A 16035-nucleotide genomic window follows, 5' to 3' on the forward strand; every position below is an offset into this window, starting at 1 on the left:
TGGTAGAGGTATTGTCAAGTTGTCAAACGGCACGCAGCCGAACACATAGCAAACAAGAGTGACCGATCGAAGTAGGGATGCGCTCGGGCATCGGAGCGCGCGTCCCCCTTTCAATGCCTCGAAAGCCTGCGTGCGAATCGCCCAATTCTACTGAGTCCGTCCTGAACAATCTTTGAAGCCTTGCGGTGTGGGGCTTTTAGCCAGAAATTCGGTTGTGGGAATTGCAGGAACCTGGCACATTAACGCTTGAATCCTGCATTTTTCGACGAGGTGCAGATGGGTCCGAAGACGCCTGTGGCGGAACAAGATTTCTTCCGCCATCCGTTGCGCGAACAGATCAACCTGAAGCATCCGTTAGTGCGGTTGGCCGACTTGATCAATTGGGATCGGCTGGGCATGTCGATGAGCGAGAGCTTCGTTTCGGGCAAAGGTCGACCGGCGAGCTCGCCGCGCCTGATTGCGGGGCTGCTGTATTTGCAACATGCGTTCGATCTGTCCGACGAAGAGGTTGTCTGGCAATGGGTGGAGAACCCGTACTGGCAGGTGTTCACCGGTGAGACCTATTTGCAGACCGAAGCGCCGATCGACCCGTCGAGCCTTACGCGCTGGCGCAAACGACTGGGTGAAGCCGGCGTTGAAGAGTTGCTGGCCGAGACGATCGAAGCAGCGAAACGTGCCGGTGTAATCAAGGCCGCGAGCGTGAAGCGCGTGATTGTAGACACGACGGTCATGGAGAAGGCGATCGCCCATCCAACCGATTCGCGATTGCTCGAGCGGTGTCGCGAACATCTGGTGAAGGCAGCGGCTCGCAACGGACTGAAGCTGCGGCAGAATTACAACCGCGAGGCACCGCGCCTGGCGTTGCAGATTGGCCGCTACGCTCACGCGAAGCAGTACAGGCGGATGAGGAAGGCATTGCGCACGCTGCGCTCGCGCGTTGGGCGGGTGATGCGTGATGTGGAGCGACAGCTCGGCCCGGTAACAGACTCAGGCCGTGTAGCCTTGCAGGAGTTGCTTGACCGCACGAAGCGGATCCTGTCGCAGAAGCCGAAAGACAAGAACAAGCTCTACGCGCTGCACGCACCTGAAGTTGAATGTCTGGCGAAGGGCAAAGCCCGCATACCCTACGAATTCGGCGTGAAGGTGTCGATCACGACGACCCACAAGGAAGGACTGGTCGTCGGCATGCGTTCGATGCCTGGCAATCCGTACGACGGTCATACGCTGGCTGAAGCGCTGGAACAGGCTGCGATCCTGAGTGACACCACGCCAGAGATAGCAATCGTGGATCGCGGCTACAAGGGTGTTGTCATCGACGGCGTGAAGATCTACCACCCGGGCATGCGGCGGGGCATCACACGCGGACTCCGCGCGATGATCAGACGGCGAAGTGCAATCGAGCCAGCCATCGGCCACATGAAGTCAGACGGAAAACTCGATCGCAACTGGCTCAAAGGCGCACTCGGTGATGCGATGCACGCGGTGCTGTGCGGCGCCGGCCACAACCTGCGGATGATCCTCCGGAAGCTGCGGCTTCTTTGTGCCTTCGTTCTTGCTGCTTTGCTCAACCGCTGCATCGCCGCCGACGTGATGGCGTAACGCTGGCGCAACGAGAAATGAATTATTCAGGACCGACTACTGAGCGCCGGTGTGATATCCGCAACGCGGGCACAGATTACGCTCAGATCGAACTGGGTGGCTCGTCACTCCCCTGCGGCCGGCCGCAGCCCCCAACTGCGCGAGCAGCTATGACCTTGACGCCGTCGCGTTTCCCGTTGTTGCCGGCCAACTCGACCACGCGTTCGTCGGTCTACGTGCCTGCAACGATCTGCATCGACCGGTGAAAGGTTTCAAAAATCAGCGAGATAGAACAAATTCTGCATTGTTACCAACATTGGTGTGAATCTCTTGGCAACCTCGGTATGTCCTCGAATCTTGCACGTCCGTACACTTAATTCTTCTAGACGGAAGCCGCCTTCCACTGCTGATGGCTAAACAGTCACAGTCGGTCGAATCGGCAACAACGACCATGTGTTCAGACACCAACACAAAGCAACTTGCCGCCAGCGCAGCCCTGACAACGGCGGCGCGGCGGTGGCGTTACATCAAGAGACAATGCCTCAGTTCACTGCCGCTCACGGAGGGGTGTGCAGAGCCGTTAATGCTCCTGAAGAAACTTGCCGAACCGGTTCATCAGTCGACGTTGGCCCAATTGGCTAGCCTGAAAGGTCCATCCCTTAGCCGGTTAATTGACCAACTCGCCCGCGCGGGCCTTGTGGAACGTTTGAGTTATCCCGGCGACCGCCGGGCCAATTCCGTCCTCTTGACCGAGAAGGGTTTTGAAGTGGCGAATGTTGCCGAGGTGCGACTTGCAGAGTTGCGCGCCCGAGCCCTCGCGAAAATTTCAGACGATGATCTGGACACAACGATCAAGGTGCTCCAAGCATTCTTGAACGCTGAACGGGGGCAAGTGTGATAGCTATGCTGAAGGGCACGGGGTTCCGCTTCCCGTCTCGATTCGAATGGCTCTTTTCTCTCAAGACGTTCATTGCGTCGATGATCGCGCTCTACATCGCGCTCAAACTGGAACTACCGCGACCATACTGGGCAATGGCCAGCGTGTACGTGGTGGCGAACCCATTTGTTGGAGCAACCCGCTCCAAAGCCGTCTATCGAGCCGTCGGAACAGCCATTGGTGCAGCCGCAGCCGCTCTGCTACTTCCTCGCTTCGTTGAAGAACCGTTGATCTTTTCCGCCGTCGTTGCACTATGGAGCGGTCTGCTCCTTTTTGCATCTATGCATGACCGAAGCGCACGCAGTTACTTGTTTGTTCTCGCTGGATACACCATGCCGCTGGTCGCGCTGAGCGCCGTAGATTCGCCATACACCGTGTTCGACATAGCGGTCTCCCGGACCGAGGAGATTACGGTTGGAATTATTTGTGCGAGTGTCGTCGGAAGCATTCTTTTTCCAGTAAAGCTCAGTTCCTCTCTCGCAGACAGAGCAAGCGGTTGGTTTGCCGACGCCACCAAGTTTGGCCAGATATGCCTCTCGGGCAAAGACCAGAAAGCTGAGGTGCCGACACTGCGCAGGCGACTTGTTACTTTGTCGAATTCGCTTGAGGTCGTGGTGAGTCAATTGGCCTACGATCACGTGACGCCATTGGCTATAAAACAGGCCCAGCAGCTAATTTCCCGGATGCAACTCTTTGTGGTGATCGGGTCGGCAATTATCGACTCTTTGTCTCAATTGGAGCGCGGGAGCAGAGCCGTTCCTGCGGAATTGCAAAAAGCAATCGATTTGGTCACGCAACGACTCCTAAAAGGCGATTCCTCCAGAAATTCCTTACGCCATCTACGGCATGACGTGGCGACCCTGGCACGAGAGTCCTCGGCTGCTCACGCTCCTGACGCTGCCAACTTCCAAAGCGTCTTCCGCCGCTTGAGACAATTCATGGACGTTTGGGAAGACTGCCGCACTCTTGAGGCTGCCCTTCGCGAGCCCAATCCATCTTGGCGAGGGGCGCTCCGCCACTGGCGGGTGACTACCCCAAAGCCATATCGTGACACGCCCGTGCTTGTGTTTTCGGCGGTTTCTGCCGTTCTTGCGATATTCGTCGCTTGTTGCTTGTGGATTTATTCGGGATGGACCGACGGTGCGCTAGGAGTAACGCTTGCAGCCGTTTCCTGCTGCTTCTTTGCGACAGCCGACGACCCGGCCGCACAGATAGCCCAGTACTTTGTCGCTGTCTGTTGCAGCCTCGTCATCGCCGGCATCTATGTGATTGCTGTAATACCGCACGCTCACGACTTCGCAATGCTGATAATCATATTTTGCGTGCCGTTTGTCCTAATAGGTACCGTGCTTCCCAGACCTCGATTCGCCGTCGCCACAGCGCTAACCGCAGTACACACAGCAACATTTCTGAGTATTCAAGGTATTTACGACATCAACTTTGATTCGTTCCTCAATCTCAACATTGCCGGTGTCGTTGGACTACTGTTTGCAATTATCTGGATGCGTCTGACGAAGCCATTCGGGTCTGATCTACTCATAGCACGGCATACACGCCAGTCCTGGTCGGACATCGCAACGGCGGCGTCGCTTCGACCAATTGCGGACCAACGCCTGTTCGCTGCGCGCGTCCTCGACCGCCTGATGCAATCGCTGCAAAGGCAAACTTCCAGCGGCGGCAATGAAAGCCATCCTTCGTCCGAGAGCCTAAGGGAAGCACGAATCGTTTTCAGTGTCCTTGACCTTAGGAGAAAGCAGAGGCGTGTAACCCAGGACGTACAGACGACGCTCGAGGGTGTCTTTCGAAACGTTGCGTCGTACTTCGATACGTGTGTTCGACATCGGCATCGGAAGCCGGTCCCAAGCGCCCTGCTGATATCTATCGACAACGCCATGAGTGAGGTTTCTTCCCCTCACAGCGGTGTTCCCTCCGGCGGACGAGAGCAAGCTAAGACTCGAGGTGACATCGCCTCCCATTTGTCAGACTTGCGCATCGCTCTCATCCGGGGCGACAACGGAGAAGTCAATTGATAGAAGACGTGAATATCGTAGGCATTTTCGCTCCGGCAATCGTTCTCCTGATGCTGGTCGCCTGGATGCTAAATCTTGCTGTGAAACGGGTACTGGAAGAGGTCGGATTTTATCGCCTTGTTTGGCATCGTCATCTTTTCGATCTATCCATGTACGTCGTGATACTTGGAATTCTTGTTCTCTTTACTGTGCCGAGAAAGTGAAAAACATCATGTTGGTAAGCGGCCGCGTCCTGCTTACGCTCATTGCAGCATCGGTTGCCGGATATATTCTCTGGAAGCTCGTTGGATATTATTCCTTCGCACCATGGACAAGAGACGGACACGTTCGGGCGGATGTCGTTCAAATTGCGCCCGATGTCTCAGGGCTCATCACCGAAGTACCGGTTCACGACAACGAACGTGTCACGAAGGGGCAACTTCTCTACGAGATTGACAGGGAGCGATACACGCTTGCGCTCAGCGACGCCATGGCGGTGGCAAGTCAGAGACGAGTCGAACTGGACGAAGCACGACGGGAAAGCGGCAGAAATGCCGCGCTCGGAGAACTCGTTTCGGCCGAAACTAGCGAACAGGGTCGAACTCGCGTCGAGGCTGCTCAGGCGCAACTCGACGCGGCGAATGTTGCGGTGGGCGTAGCTCGGGTCAACCTCCAAAGGACCCGGGTATACAGCCCTGTCGATGGCTACCTGAACGACCAGGCTCCACGGGTCGGCGAGTTCGCGACGAGCGGCAAGTCTGTATTGTCGATTGTCGACCTTAATTCGTTTCGCGTTGACGGCTATTTTGAAGAAACGAGACTGAGAGGCATCAACATTGGAGCACCTGTTGATATCAAGGTGATGGGAGAACCAATCCTCCTGCATGGCCATGTCGAAAGCTTTGCGGCGGGCATCGAGGACCGCAACCGGACACAGGGTTCCAGTCTTCTGCCAAACATCAACCCCGCTTTTAGCTGGGTCCGTCTCGCTGAGCGTATTCCGGTTCAGATAGCGTTCGACAACGTTCCGGTCGATTTCCGGCTCATCGCCGGCCGTACCGCTACGGTGTCGGTCCGACAATCGGGCGGCGTAACTATAGGGAGCGCTCAATGAAAAAGGCTGTGGCGATGGTCGCCCTCTCGACCATCCTTACAGGATGTGTGGTCGGTCCGAATTATCGGCTGCCATCTGAGGCCGCAATAAATCAGGACGTGGCCAAGCAGCCGCTGCTCGATGCAAAGGGGTACACGACGGATTCGCAATCTCCTCCGCCAAACTGGTGGAAGCTGTACGATGACCCCGTTCTGAACGACATGATCCAAAGGGCATTGCAGCAGAACACAGACCTCAGGGTAGCGATGGCGAATCTGGAGCGCGCACGCGCTGGTGTCCAATTTGCTGACGAGCAGGGAGGTTTCTCAGGGAGTGTCTCGGCCCTGCAGGAACGCACACAGGAGGCGGGAGAACAATACCTTCTGCCCGAGAAGGTGCCAGTAGCAAATGCGAGCAACTTCGGCATCAACGTCACGTACGAAATCGATCTATTCGGAACGCTTAAACGGGGGGTAGAAGCCGCAACGGCAGATAGCGACGCAGCTTTTGCGGCAAAAGACGTTGCACGTGTCACCGTCGTGTCGGACGTCGTGCACGCTTACGTTGAGGACTGTGGCGCTGGAGCGGAGTTGAGTGTCGCTCGTCAGGCCGTCGCCGAACAGCAGTCTCGGGGACAGCTCATTGCACGACTGCACGCACTAGGCCGAGCGGACGTATCTGAGACCTCTCGACAAGACACTGCCATTCGGGAAATAGAAGCTACCATACCAAAGTACAGCGCACGTCAACACATTGCACAGTACCGTTTGGCGGCTTTACTTGCAGAAAGCCCAGCAGATCTTCCGGAAGCTGTCCGCGAGTGTATCCAATTACCGCAGATCGCATCAAAGATACCTATCGGAGACGGCACAGCACTATTAAAGCGGCGCCCGGACGTTCGGGAGTCGGAGCGAAAGCTTGCGGCCGCGACCGCGCGCATTGGCGTGTCAATCGGCGCCCTGTACCCCAATGTGATTCTTGGTGCGTCTACCGGCCTAACCGGCGTAACCGGCGACTTGGGGATGGGAAGCACTGCGCGCTGGTCCGTCGGCCCTATGATTAGTTGGACTTTCCCCGCGAACGGTGCGCGCGCACGTGTTTCCGAAGCCCGTGCCGAGCAGCGCGCAGCGTTGGCTTCGTTCGATGGTGTCGTCTTACAAGCACTGAAGGAGGTTCAGTCGAGTCTTGCAGGCTATGAAGGAAGTATGGACCAACTCAACTCACTTGAACTTGCACACGCCTCGGCTGTAGAGTCCGCGTCCGATGTACATCGGATGTTCGTTGGCGGTAGGGCAACTTATCTTGACGACCTGGATGCGAGTCGTACCTTGACAGCAAACGAACTCAGGTTGACCGAAAGCAAAGTCGATGTGGCAATGAGCCAGGTGGACCTGTTCAAATCACTCGGCGGGGGATGGGAAACAAGTAGCGATATGATTACTCCGGCAACCGCCTCGCGTTAATCAAGACAACAGGGAGCAGCATGGACATGTTCAATCAGATGCGTGTATTTGTGCGTGTCGCTGAATGCGGTAAGTTTACAGCCGCTGCCGAGATATTGAATACGAGCCCCGGCGCCATCTCTAGAGCCGTGAACGAACTCGAAGTGAGATTGCGTACACGGTTGTTCCATCGTTCAACCCGAAAGGTTGCGTTGACACCCGCGGGCGAGGTTTATCTCGATAGATGCAAGCAAATTCTTGCGGATGTCGAAAGAGCTGATGAGGAAGCAAGCGGTGCGCAGCAGCGCCCCACTGGGAAATTGCGCATTCACAGCTTCGTGGGATTTGGTCAGTACTATATTGTGCCGGCAGTCAAAGAGTACCGGACTCGATATCCCCATGTCTCCGTTGAGCTTACGCTATCACAACGGCTCCCCGAGCTTTACGAGGGGAGCACCGATGTCGCGATCGTAGCAACCTCCGCGGCGCTTCCGGACTCCGACCTTGTTTCTCACCTGCTCGGCTCCTCGTTCAGCGTGTTGTGCGCATCTCCCGACTACGTGCGCGACCGTGGTATGCCTCTCAGCCCAAGCCAACTCGAGCAGCACGAATGTCTCATCTTGCACACTCCCGCGTTTCCAGCATATGAGTGGTTGCTGGAAGGTGACAAAGGTATCGAATCGATGAAAGTGTCCGGCTCGGTAGAGTTGAACACAACAGAGTCCATGGGGACGGCGGTACGTTCAAGCATGGGAATTGGCGTGTTGCCTGTATATTCCGCGCTCGTCGGCTTGGCGAACGGAAGTCTGGTTCGAGTTTTGCCCCAATATACGTTGCAAAGGATGAACATCTACGCGTTGCATCCGTCGCGACGATATACCGATGCGAGGATACGGACTTGGATAGAGTTCTTGCGTCAGTTCATACCCACCGTGATCGCGCGCGACGCGCAGTTGATCGAGGAGTACGGTGCTTCTGCTGGAAAGCAAAGGTAAATCGCGCGTCCTTGGGGTTCTTTTGGTGCCGCCATTGAAAAGTCTGGCTATACTTTTGATTGCGCGGGCAGCCATGGCTTTCGAGCATGGTGCTTGCAGCGCCCCCGCACCGCTTAGAACTTGTGCATCACGCCGCCCCGGCGAGCTCACAGGTGGGACCGCCGGCCATAGCACGCGAGCCGATTGAGGAGGCTGCATCAAACTTAAAGTAAGCCGAAAATACACCGCGTAGGGACAGGACAATCCAGCACGGCGCCACTATTACGGCAAGCACGGCTTCAGCGCACCTCACCCGTGCGAAATTCATATCGACGCCCGAATCGGCGATAGATCATCTGCTCCCTCCTTACACGGCCTCAAAAAATCAGGGGTTGGTGCAATGGGTAGACTATTGACGGCCTTCGCCATACGTCATCCACATAGGATGCAGGATTCAGCGTGATTTCAGTTGATCCGCCTCGTTCGAGGCGGCCTCGTCGCCCGAGGCGAGGCCGCGGCAGTGGCCCAGCGACATGCCGATAAAGCGCCGGAATACGTGCCTTAACGCGTTATGATCCTTATAGCCGACTGACCGCGCGCCCCACTCGATTGGGCGCCGGGTGAACTGAAGCAGCTCTTGCGCCTTCTCGATACGCAGATGGTGTATGTATTGCGTGGGTTTCATGCCGGTACAACGAAGAACGAGCTGTTGACGCTCAGGTTCATGACCTTGTGCCACGCGTCGTCCGGGTCATCCCCAGCGTGCATCTCCAGCGACGCACCTGCGTTGTTCACGAGAATTTCAATCTGGTTGTAGGCTTTTAGCACCTCGTCGACCAGCGGAGCGACCTGGCTCGGATGCTGCAGATCACTCACGACGGTCATCGCTTCGATGCCGCGCGTTTGCAGATGCGCTGCAGCCTGCTGCAGCTCGCCGGCGTTTGGCGCAGCGACGACAACCCGCGCCCCCATTTCCCCAACTGCCTCTGCTATCTGCAAACCGAGTTCGCTCGATCCTTCCGTAACGAGTGATACCTGACTCTTCAAGTCGAACAGGTTTTTTAACGTGCACGCTTGCGTCTCTCGAATGATCGCCGCCGCCGATTCTAGCCGTGGTCCCAAGCGGCGCAAACACGGAAAAGCGTGAACGCTCACAAATTCCGAAGTGAGTATGCTGAACACCATGGGCTGCACGACCTCATCGCCCATTATATGGCATGCATCATATGATCCTTGCCCGAGTGTGGCAACGTACTGCCGTTGAAGGCCCTTTAAATTCGAGCGGCTCAACGGCCGTAGAACTTTCTTCAACTGAGGTGGGCCTTGAGCAACCAGAAAATTACCGAACGCGAAATATCCGTTCGGCACGTGACTGTAGAAGTACAGCGGACCTTTGATGACGCGAAAAGAGCCCTTGAGAAGGCTGCGCCGGCTTTGAATCTCCACTTCCTTGGTCACTTGCAGAGTGGGGATTTCGAAAAGACGCAGCAGGCGCTCGAGCTTCTCCCCGCCCTGTCGATCTTCACTAGCCGGGATCACGGCGGATTGCTCGCCTTTGCTGGGAAAGCGCGGAAGGCCATCCAATACGAAATCGGCAACCCTCTCACGGCGTCGCTGATGACACGAGATGTTCTGTCCGCAGCGCTCTATGCCCCACTTAGAGTTCTGCTTCGGGAAGCAGCGGATGGACAGGTTGCATTCGAGTACGACCAACCATCGACGCTGTTCGGGCAGTTCGGCAATGAAGAAGTAACGAAGGTAGGCCTCGGGCTAGATGTGTCGTTGAGCAAGCTGATTCAGACTGTTGCAGACAGGGCGGAGTGATTGCCAAGGCACGCGGGAAAGTGGCTCCTGAACCGACTACACAACGCCAGGCAGCGCGGCCGAGTTCGAGTTCATAAGCAAACCTATTGCGACGATCCATGGCCGCCCATGCGGAAAGCGGCTGTCGAACACGTTTCTCGGCGATGGGTCTCTGGTCGGATGCCATCGCCTCACAAGATTGCTCGCGGGCGGCGACTTCGGCCTGTGTCACGTGCTTGACGGCATTGCCGACGGCGTTTTCTCGCGCTACTATTCTGCTCGTAGCCAGCCCGCCGTCCCTGCATGCCGAGGCAGGAGCAGTTGCTGCGCCGCGAGAAATGAGCATTTTCACGCCTCGCGATTAGTTCGCCATTTCGCGAAGCGCTGCACCGTCCGAATTACTCTGCATTCTTCGCCACCGGCCAACGTGGCCGGCGCAACTTGGCCCATCACCCATTTCAAAGCGCGTGCACCTATTTAATCTGGTGCCCAAGTAACTCTTTAGCCAAAAAGGCTACAACAAGCGAGACCACGCCGGGATCTCGAAGAATACAACGATGACCAAGTCCGGACGTCAACTCAATGGATGCCCCCGGTAAGAGCCCAAAGAGTGGCTTACCAACCCTTCCGGCGGCCCTATTTCGTTCGCCACGGAGATGAGAGCCCGGCCAAACGACACGACACTAGCGGTACCTCCCGGCGAATCGCCGTGGGCCGGGGCGTCGTATGCGATCACCGAAAATCCTGCCGCGATTAGAGGCTGGATGAACGCCCCTAGATGCGATGCCCTGCTTTCCCTGCCGTGACAGAGGAGCACTGGCTTTCCCTCGCCCCCACTTCCCGGCCACGAGAGGGACTCCATCATGATCTATCTCCCAGCGCCGTCCGGCGGTAAGCAGAGCTCTTTCCTGCTCCGTTGCGTCCGCCCGTTTCGTGGCGGAGGAACAAGCGGACAAATCCCGCGGAAAGGTCCGCGGGATTTGGTTCAATCTCAAGCATCGAGATCTCCGCGTGTATCATCAGTCCGTGATATGATATTCGTCATATAAACTGAGGCAAATACCACTTCGCCAAAGTTAAGATAATTTGAAGGGGAGTTGCGAGATGCGATACGACGCGCACAGAAAGGATCAGACACGCCAACAGATAGTCGAGGCAGCAGCAAGGCGCTTTCGAGGGGAAGGAATTAAGTCCGTTGGCATCGCTAGTTTGATGAGCACCGTCGGTCTAACGCACGGAGGCTTCTACGCGCATTTCCAATCGAAGGAAGATCTGGTCGTAGAGGCTTGCCTTGCTGCCTTCGAAGAGACCCTATCCTGGCTAACCGCGGTGATCGAGGCAGCCCCCCCCGGGGAAAAGGTCCGAGCGATGATGGAGGTGTATCTGTCTCAACTTCATCGCGACCACATGGATCGAGGGTGCTTTGCCGCCGCACTTGCCCCCGAGGTGACCCGAATGACCGATCCCGTGCGCCAAACGATGAGCGATTGCCTCGCCGCGCTCGAGCAGCTTGCATCGCAAGCCATACAGGCAGACGGGTCAGATTTGTCTCCCAAGGCCGTGTTGGCAATGATGGTCGGCGCGTTGAGTATCGCTCGCGTCGTCCCGAACGGGCGGAAATCCGAGGACTACCTGGGAGCAGTTCGTAATTTGATCGCAGCAAACATCTGGAAACAGCCATGAATGCGAGGGTCTGCTGGAGCATTGCCATCGCAATGACCTCGGCTTACGGCGATTCCACTGCGAGCGCGATACCCTGACCACCGCCGAGGCACAAAGCTACGATTCCGTGCCTGATTCCATTGCGACGCATGGAATGTGCGAGACGTGTCGCAAGTACCGCACCGATAGCGCCCATTGCGTGCCCGCGAGCAATCGCCCCACCTTCGACGTTGATCAACTCCGGTCAATTCCGAGTTCTCGCGCAACGCCCCTGGACACGGTGGCGAACGCTTCGTTGATCTAAGGCCAGCGGCGAACATCCCGGTTCTGTTCCAGCGCGTAGCGACATGGCTCGTGGTAACGCCCGCAAGACTGGACGTGCCAGTTGCAAAACCATGCTGAAATGACCACAGATCAGCGTGACGGCTTTGGGATCATGATCGACGACGCCGTCGCGCCTGGCCAGGAACGGCTCCAACGGCCATGTTCGTCGAGTGTCCAGGCCGGCCCCGATCCGATAACGAGCTACCGTACCCGACCCTCGACTCAATGGAGATGTTGATTCAGAAAGCGCTCTCAGAGATCGCCAATATTTTTCCCAAGGTTCATTTCAAATTCCCCTGGTTGGCCAATGCCACGCTTGACGAGCTTGGGTAGTCGCGCCACAAAACCGTCCCATTTGAATGTCTGGAAGAATGTATCTTGAGTCTCTTGCAGTTAACGGGATTTGGCAGACCAGTATTGTTGATGGTTGACTTTGAAACTCCGAGCACGCGCTTGTCAAACGAGCATACACGTCTCACAAAATTCGCGACGAAGTCGTCAAGGTCCGCGTCAGGAATAGCACGATTGATCCAACCGTACCGTTCGGCGGTCTCTGCGTCGAAATCCTCGCCGCCCAGGACGATTTCCAGCGCGCGAGCACGACCGACGAGAAGCGGGAGGCGCTGCAAGGCACCGCCTCCCGGGATCAGCCCGGTACCGACTTCAGGTTGGCCGAATATCGCTTTCTCGCGACTGCCGAATCGAATATCGCAACCGAGAGCGAATTCGCTTCCGCCCCCACGAACTCTGCCGCGAATAACGGCAATACTCAAGACATGACTGGCCGCCAACCGCTGTGCAGTCTCGATCCAGCGTGGCACCCCAAAACGGCTACGAGGCTCGGCGGAGCTATAGTGCGCGATAAAGAAATCCGGATTGGCGCTCTCGAAGGTGACCACCTTCAGATTTGCATCGGCCTCAATCTCGCCAACCAGGTCGTAGAGATCGTCATAAACACTGTCGTCGATCAGATTGATCGGCGGATTATCCAGGGTGATCTTCCAATACCCTTCGGTGGTTTTGTCGACGATCAACTTGTTCTTCATTGTGCTCACATGTTTCCCCTTGAATTTGTGAACCCTGCCTACCAAATCCAATGCCCGGCTTCAGTCATGAAGCGGCACGCATGGTCGCTACCAGGATGACTATTTCAGCCCACGTGCTTTGGCCTCCAGCGCTGCAAATTCCTCACGTCCAAAGGCCGTTCCTGCAATGCCCCATCCGCCTTCGGCCGCCTCTGTCAACAATACCCACGTACGTGCCGCCTGGCTCGAATCACCGGAAATACGCGTGACGATTTCGGTCGCATCCTTGACCAGCTGCTTCTGGCCCTCACGGGACAGCACTGCCGGAGGCGTTATGACCTGAATGCGGACCGTCCGGGATTTCGCGCTGGCCGCGGTTTGGACTGTTGATGCATCCATGCGGTGGAGGTAGAAACCTGTGTTGCTCAGATGTAAAGGTCCAGGTGAGACCACCCCTTCGGCCCGAAGCAGCGCCAATGTCAATTCCTCACCGAGCTGGCGTTCGCTGCCGACCCGGAAGATATCCGCTGCTGCGTAAACGTCGATCATAGGCATTGCACGCTCCCTTACGATTTAGATTGAATGGCACGGGTACAAGGTTTGTACCTAAACGCAAGGATTTGATCCTCATGTAGATGACGAACATCATCCTCAAAGTGAAGGATGATGGATATAATCTTAGCTGTCAAGTTAACCGATCCAGCAGCCTAGAATGGGCAAATCACAGAAGGACAAGGCGGAAAGCCACGATCGCATTGTGCAAGTCGCTGCCGCCCGCTTCCGCGAGACGGGTATCGACGGCATAGGTGTGGCCGATTTGATGAAAGACGCAGGTATGACTCATGGGGGTTTCTATCGGCACTTTGCCTCCCGTGACGAGTTGGTGACCGAAGGCGTAGAGCAGGCGCTTTCCGATGGTAGCCGGGTCATCGAGACGTTGGTAAATGGCGATCAAGCGAGCTTAAAAATACTCGTGGACGGCTATCTCAGCACGATGCATCGGGATAATTTAGCCTCAAGCTGTGCCGTCACGACATTGGTTAGCGATGTCGCCCGAAGTAGCGACCGCACCCGCTCCGCCTATACACGGCAAGTTGGCCTGTATGTCGCGTTGCTTACCAAATTGATCGCTAGCGAGAAACAAAAATCGAAGAGAACAAAAGCGATCTCAGCACTTGCCACATTGGTCGGGGCCCTATCAATGGCTCGTGCCGTGAACGACGAAACGCTATCCCGAGAGATACTCAAGTCGGCAGCGGATGAGTTGAAGACGCAATTGGGTTGACGCTGTTCCGAATACGCGAGGGCTTCTCTGCACTCTCCGGTGCCAAACATGGCCTGAGAGCCTCGGCGCAAAGCCATGGCACGCGAACTGGGTCCTGAATGCATTCGCGTAGGACATGCGGTAACCGACGGCTCGATCGACACCGAGTTCATCCGGACACTCTTTCCGGAACGCTACAAACAGAAAGGCGTTCCTGCTCATTGTGAGCTTATGAGCGTGAGCGCCTGTGCAACATAAGCTCACGGGCAACCTTGCAATTCGTGTCGCTTCGAAACCGGGGATTCGACTGACCGCTCCCACGTGGATTCTGTTGAAAAAGTCGCCGTTGATGCGGAATGTTGAGTATCCTGGAAGACATCAAACGACGGGAGTGAATCGTCATGATGGGTCAACTGGGCAGCGGACAGGACAAACTCTTCTACTCGTTCAACCTCGATAATCACGTCCCTCGCGAGCACCTGTTGAGAGGCATCGATCACTTCCTGGATCTGAGTGATCTACGCCGGCATCTCGCGCCGTACAACAGTCCGATGGGACGGCCATCGATTGATCCGGATCTCATGATCCGCATGTTGATCGTCGGCCACTGTTTCGGCATTCGGTCAGAGCGCAGGCTATGCGAAGTGGTGCATCTGAGTCTGGCGTATCGATGGTTCTGCCGCCTGGGCCTGGAGGACGCCGTACCCGAACACTCGACATTCTCCAAGAACCGCCACGGTCGCTTCAGCGATAGCGATGTGCTACGCCATGTGTTCGAGTCGGTCTTGTGTCGGTGCATGAGCGAGGGGCTCGTAAAGAGCGAAGGCTTCGCGATTGACGCGAGCATCATCAGGGCCGATGCGAGCCCTGCACGCGGTGTTCCGGGCACTGGGCCTATCGATTGGGGGTGCGTCAAGGGACAAAGCCGCGCGGTGCGGGAATATCTGGAAGCATTGGAGAAAGCGAACCCGGCCGGCACAGACGCCGCCGAGGAGGCAGAGACATCGACACCTCCAAAGAAGATATCCCTGACGTATCCCGCCGCGAGCTGGACAGGCGCGAAGGGCGGCTTGCCGTTCTTAGCCTACTCGACTAATTATCTTATTGACCTGCAGGCCGGGATCATCGTGGACGTCGAGGCGACGCCCCCGAACCGGTCGCACGAGGTGGAATCAACCAGGACGATGATTGACCGCGTCGAGCGGCGGCGTGATCTCAAACCTCGACGTCTTGCAGGCGACACCGCGTATGGCTCAGCGGCGATGCTTGCCTGGATGATCGAAGAGCAGGAAATTGCACCACATGTTCCGGTCTGGGATAAAACCGCACGCAAGGACGCGCTTATTTTCTGGACGCTCATATGAACAACCCCAAACGCATCGACCCGCGTCTGGTCCCGACCCACACGATCCGAGCACCGCGTAGCGCGAAAAAGACCTGCAAGACCTGAATCGCCGCAGCCGCGTCCCGCATGGTCCAGAACAGTCTGGACCTGGAAGTCGTTGAGCATCCGCACGCGGCGCTGGTCGAATACAGCGGCATTGGCCGTGCCGCAAGTAACTGGGATTGCTTCGATCGGACCCTCGCTTTATTGAAGGACCTGAACGAAGACGAGACGCTGCCGATTCAATCGGGCAAGCCGGTCGGTGTGTCCCGCACGCAGGCGGACGCACCGCGCGTGTTGCCGGTGAATTCGAATCTGGTGCCGCATCGGGCGACGTGCAAACACTTCTACGAACTCGACCGCAAGGGCTTGATGATGTACGGTTGGATGCCCGTCGATGAGCATCTCTCGCCAGGCTGCAGTTTGTCTTCGTTCATACCCAAGCATTGAGCAGCGGCTTTGGCGTGGTGACTCTCTGTCATTGACCCCAATGCAACGCTGGGGCTGCCGCTTTGTGCGGATCGCCTCGAGAACCGCAAC

Annotated in this window: 15 protein-coding genes and 4 pseudogenes; 13 read left to right on the forward strand and 6 right to left on the reverse strand. The window is 56.7% G+C overall.

All coding sequences use genetic code 11. The annotated features are described in order from the left end of the window. Window positions 1-276: 276 nt before the first annotated feature. From PQR27_RS38875 to PQR27_RS38905, 7 genes are all read left to right on the forward strand, one after another. Window positions 277-1599, forward strand: a complete 1323-nt coding sequence (locus PQR27_RS38875; RefSeq protein WP_408528989.1) for an IS5 family transposase — start codon at window positions 277-279, stop codon at window positions 1597-1599. A gap of 562 nt (window positions 1600-2161) precedes the next feature. After that, window positions 2162-2476: a MarR family winged helix-turn-helix transcriptional regulator gene (locus tag PQR27_RS38880; protein ID WP_408528927.1), complete on the forward strand. Its 315-nt coding sequence runs from the start codon at window positions 2162-2164 to the stop codon at window positions 2474-2476. Between the two features lie 5 nt (window positions 2477-2481). Continuing rightward, complete coding sequence (locus PQR27_RS38885; RefSeq protein ID WP_408528928.1) at window positions 2482-4545, forward strand: FUSC family protein; 2064 nt, start codon at window positions 2482-2484, stop codon at window positions 4543-4545. A gap of 8 nt (window positions 4546-4553) precedes the next feature. After that, window positions 4554-4748, forward strand: a complete 195-nt coding sequence (locus PQR27_RS38890; protein ID WP_408528990.1) for a DUF1656 domain-containing protein — start codon at window positions 4554-4556, stop codon at window positions 4746-4748. An 8-nt stretch (window positions 4749-4756) separates the two neighbouring features. After that, window positions 4757-5638, forward strand: a complete 882-nt coding sequence (locus PQR27_RS38895; RefSeq protein ID WP_408528991.1) for an efflux RND transporter periplasmic adaptor subunit — start codon at window positions 4757-4759, stop codon at window positions 5636-5638. Beyond that, the gene (locus tag PQR27_RS38900; RefSeq protein WP_408528929.1) at window positions 5635-7080 is read left to right on the forward strand and encodes an efflux transporter outer membrane subunit; all 1446 of its coding nucleotides are present in this window, start codon (window positions 5635-5637) and stop codon (window positions 7078-7080) included. Before PQR27_RS38895 ends, PQR27_RS38900 begins: the two co-directional genes overlap by 4 nt. A gap of 20 nt (window positions 7081-7100) precedes the next feature. After that, a complete protein-coding gene (locus PQR27_RS38905) occupies window positions 7101-8054 on the forward strand; it encodes a LysR family transcriptional regulator (protein ID WP_408528930.1) in 954 nt (317 codons plus the stop codon). A gap of 433 nt (window positions 8055-8487) precedes the next feature. Here PQR27_RS38905 and PQR27_RS38910 read toward each other — a convergent pair whose 3' ends face one another. Together PQR27_RS38910 and PQR27_RS38915 are read right to left on the reverse strand one after the other, a co-directional pair. Beyond that, complete coding sequence (locus PQR27_RS38910) at window positions 8488-8718, reverse strand: helix-turn-helix domain-containing protein (protein ID WP_408528931.1); 231 nt, start codon at window positions 8716-8718, stop codon at window positions 8488-8490. Then, complete coding sequence (locus PQR27_RS38915) at window positions 8715-9617, reverse strand: SDR family NAD(P)-dependent oxidoreductase (protein ID WP_408528932.1); 903 nt, start codon at window positions 9615-9617, stop codon at window positions 8715-8717. Before PQR27_RS38915 ends, PQR27_RS38910 begins: the two co-directional genes overlap by 4 nt. Between PQR27_RS38915 and PQR27_RS38920 the strand changes: the two genes are divergently transcribed. Further along, on the forward strand, window positions 9579-9857 hold the full coding sequence (locus PQR27_RS38920) for a DUF302 domain-containing protein (protein ID WP_408528933.1): 279 nt from the start codon (window positions 9579-9581) through the stop codon (window positions 9855-9857). The genes PQR27_RS38915 and PQR27_RS38920 overlap by 39 nt on opposite strands. A gap of 553 nt (window positions 9858-10410) precedes the next feature. Here the strand turns inward: PQR27_RS38920 and PQR27_RS38925 are convergent. Next, window positions 10411-10701, reverse strand: a complete 291-nt coding sequence (locus PQR27_RS38925; RefSeq protein ID WP_408528934.1) for an alpha/beta hydrolase — start codon at window positions 10699-10701, stop codon at window positions 10411-10413. Window positions 10702-10940: 239 nt separating this feature from the next. Between PQR27_RS38925 and PQR27_RS38930 the strand changes: the two genes are divergently transcribed. After that, window positions 10941-11519: a TetR/AcrR family transcriptional regulator gene (locus tag PQR27_RS38930; protein ID WP_408528935.1), complete on the forward strand. Its 579-nt coding sequence runs from the start codon at window positions 10941-10943 to the stop codon at window positions 11517-11519. Between the two features lie 43 nt (window positions 11520-11562). Here PQR27_RS38930 and PQR27_RS38935 read toward each other — a convergent pair. The 3 genes and pseudogenes from PQR27_RS38935 to PQR27_RS38945 all read right to left on the reverse strand — a co-directional run. Further along, window positions 11563-11798, reverse strand: a pseudogene (locus PQR27_RS38935) (acetyl-CoA C-acyltransferase); the annotation flags it as partial. 305 nt (window positions 11799-12103) lie between these two features. Beyond that, window positions 12104-12868: an enoyl-CoA hydratase/isomerase family protein gene (locus PQR27_RS38940; RefSeq protein WP_408528936.1), complete on the reverse strand. Its 765-nt coding sequence runs from the start codon at window positions 12866-12868 to the stop codon at window positions 12104-12106. Window positions 12869-12967: 99 nt separating this feature from the next. Then, window positions 12968-13402 (reverse strand): tautomerase family protein, encoded by a 435-nt coding sequence (locus PQR27_RS38945; RefSeq protein ID WP_408528937.1) that lies wholly within the window; start codon window positions 13400-13402, stop codon window positions 12968-12970. Between the two features lie 157 nt (window positions 13403-13559). On the opposite strand from PQR27_RS38945, the gene PQR27_RS38950 reads away from it, so the two are divergent. The 4 genes and pseudogenes from PQR27_RS38950 to PQR27_RS38965 form a co-directional block, all read left to right on the forward strand. Next, window positions 13560-14132, forward strand: a complete 573-nt coding sequence (locus tag PQR27_RS38950) for a TetR/AcrR family transcriptional regulator (protein ID WP_408528938.1) — start codon at window positions 13560-13562, stop codon at window positions 14130-14132. 8 nt (window positions 14133-14140) lie between these two features. Beyond that, window positions 14141-14318, forward strand: a pseudogene (locus PQR27_RS38955) (short-chain dehydrogenase); the annotation flags it as partial. A gap of 194 nt (window positions 14319-14512) precedes the next feature. Next, window positions 14513-15448 (forward strand): annotated as a pseudogene (locus PQR27_RS38960) (IS1182 family transposase); the annotation flags it as partial. 23 nt (window positions 15449-15471) lie between these two features. Further along, window positions 15472-15885, forward strand: a pseudogene (locus tag PQR27_RS38965) (urocanate hydratase); the annotation flags it as partial. Window positions 15886-16035: the final 150 nt, after the last annotated feature.

It is taken from the genome of Paraburkholderia fungorum (assembly GCF_046027215.1).
In the GTDB taxonomy this organism is placed as follows: Bacteria; Pseudomonadota; Gammaproteobacteria; order Burkholderiales; family Burkholderiaceae; genus Paraburkholderia; species Paraburkholderia fungorum_D.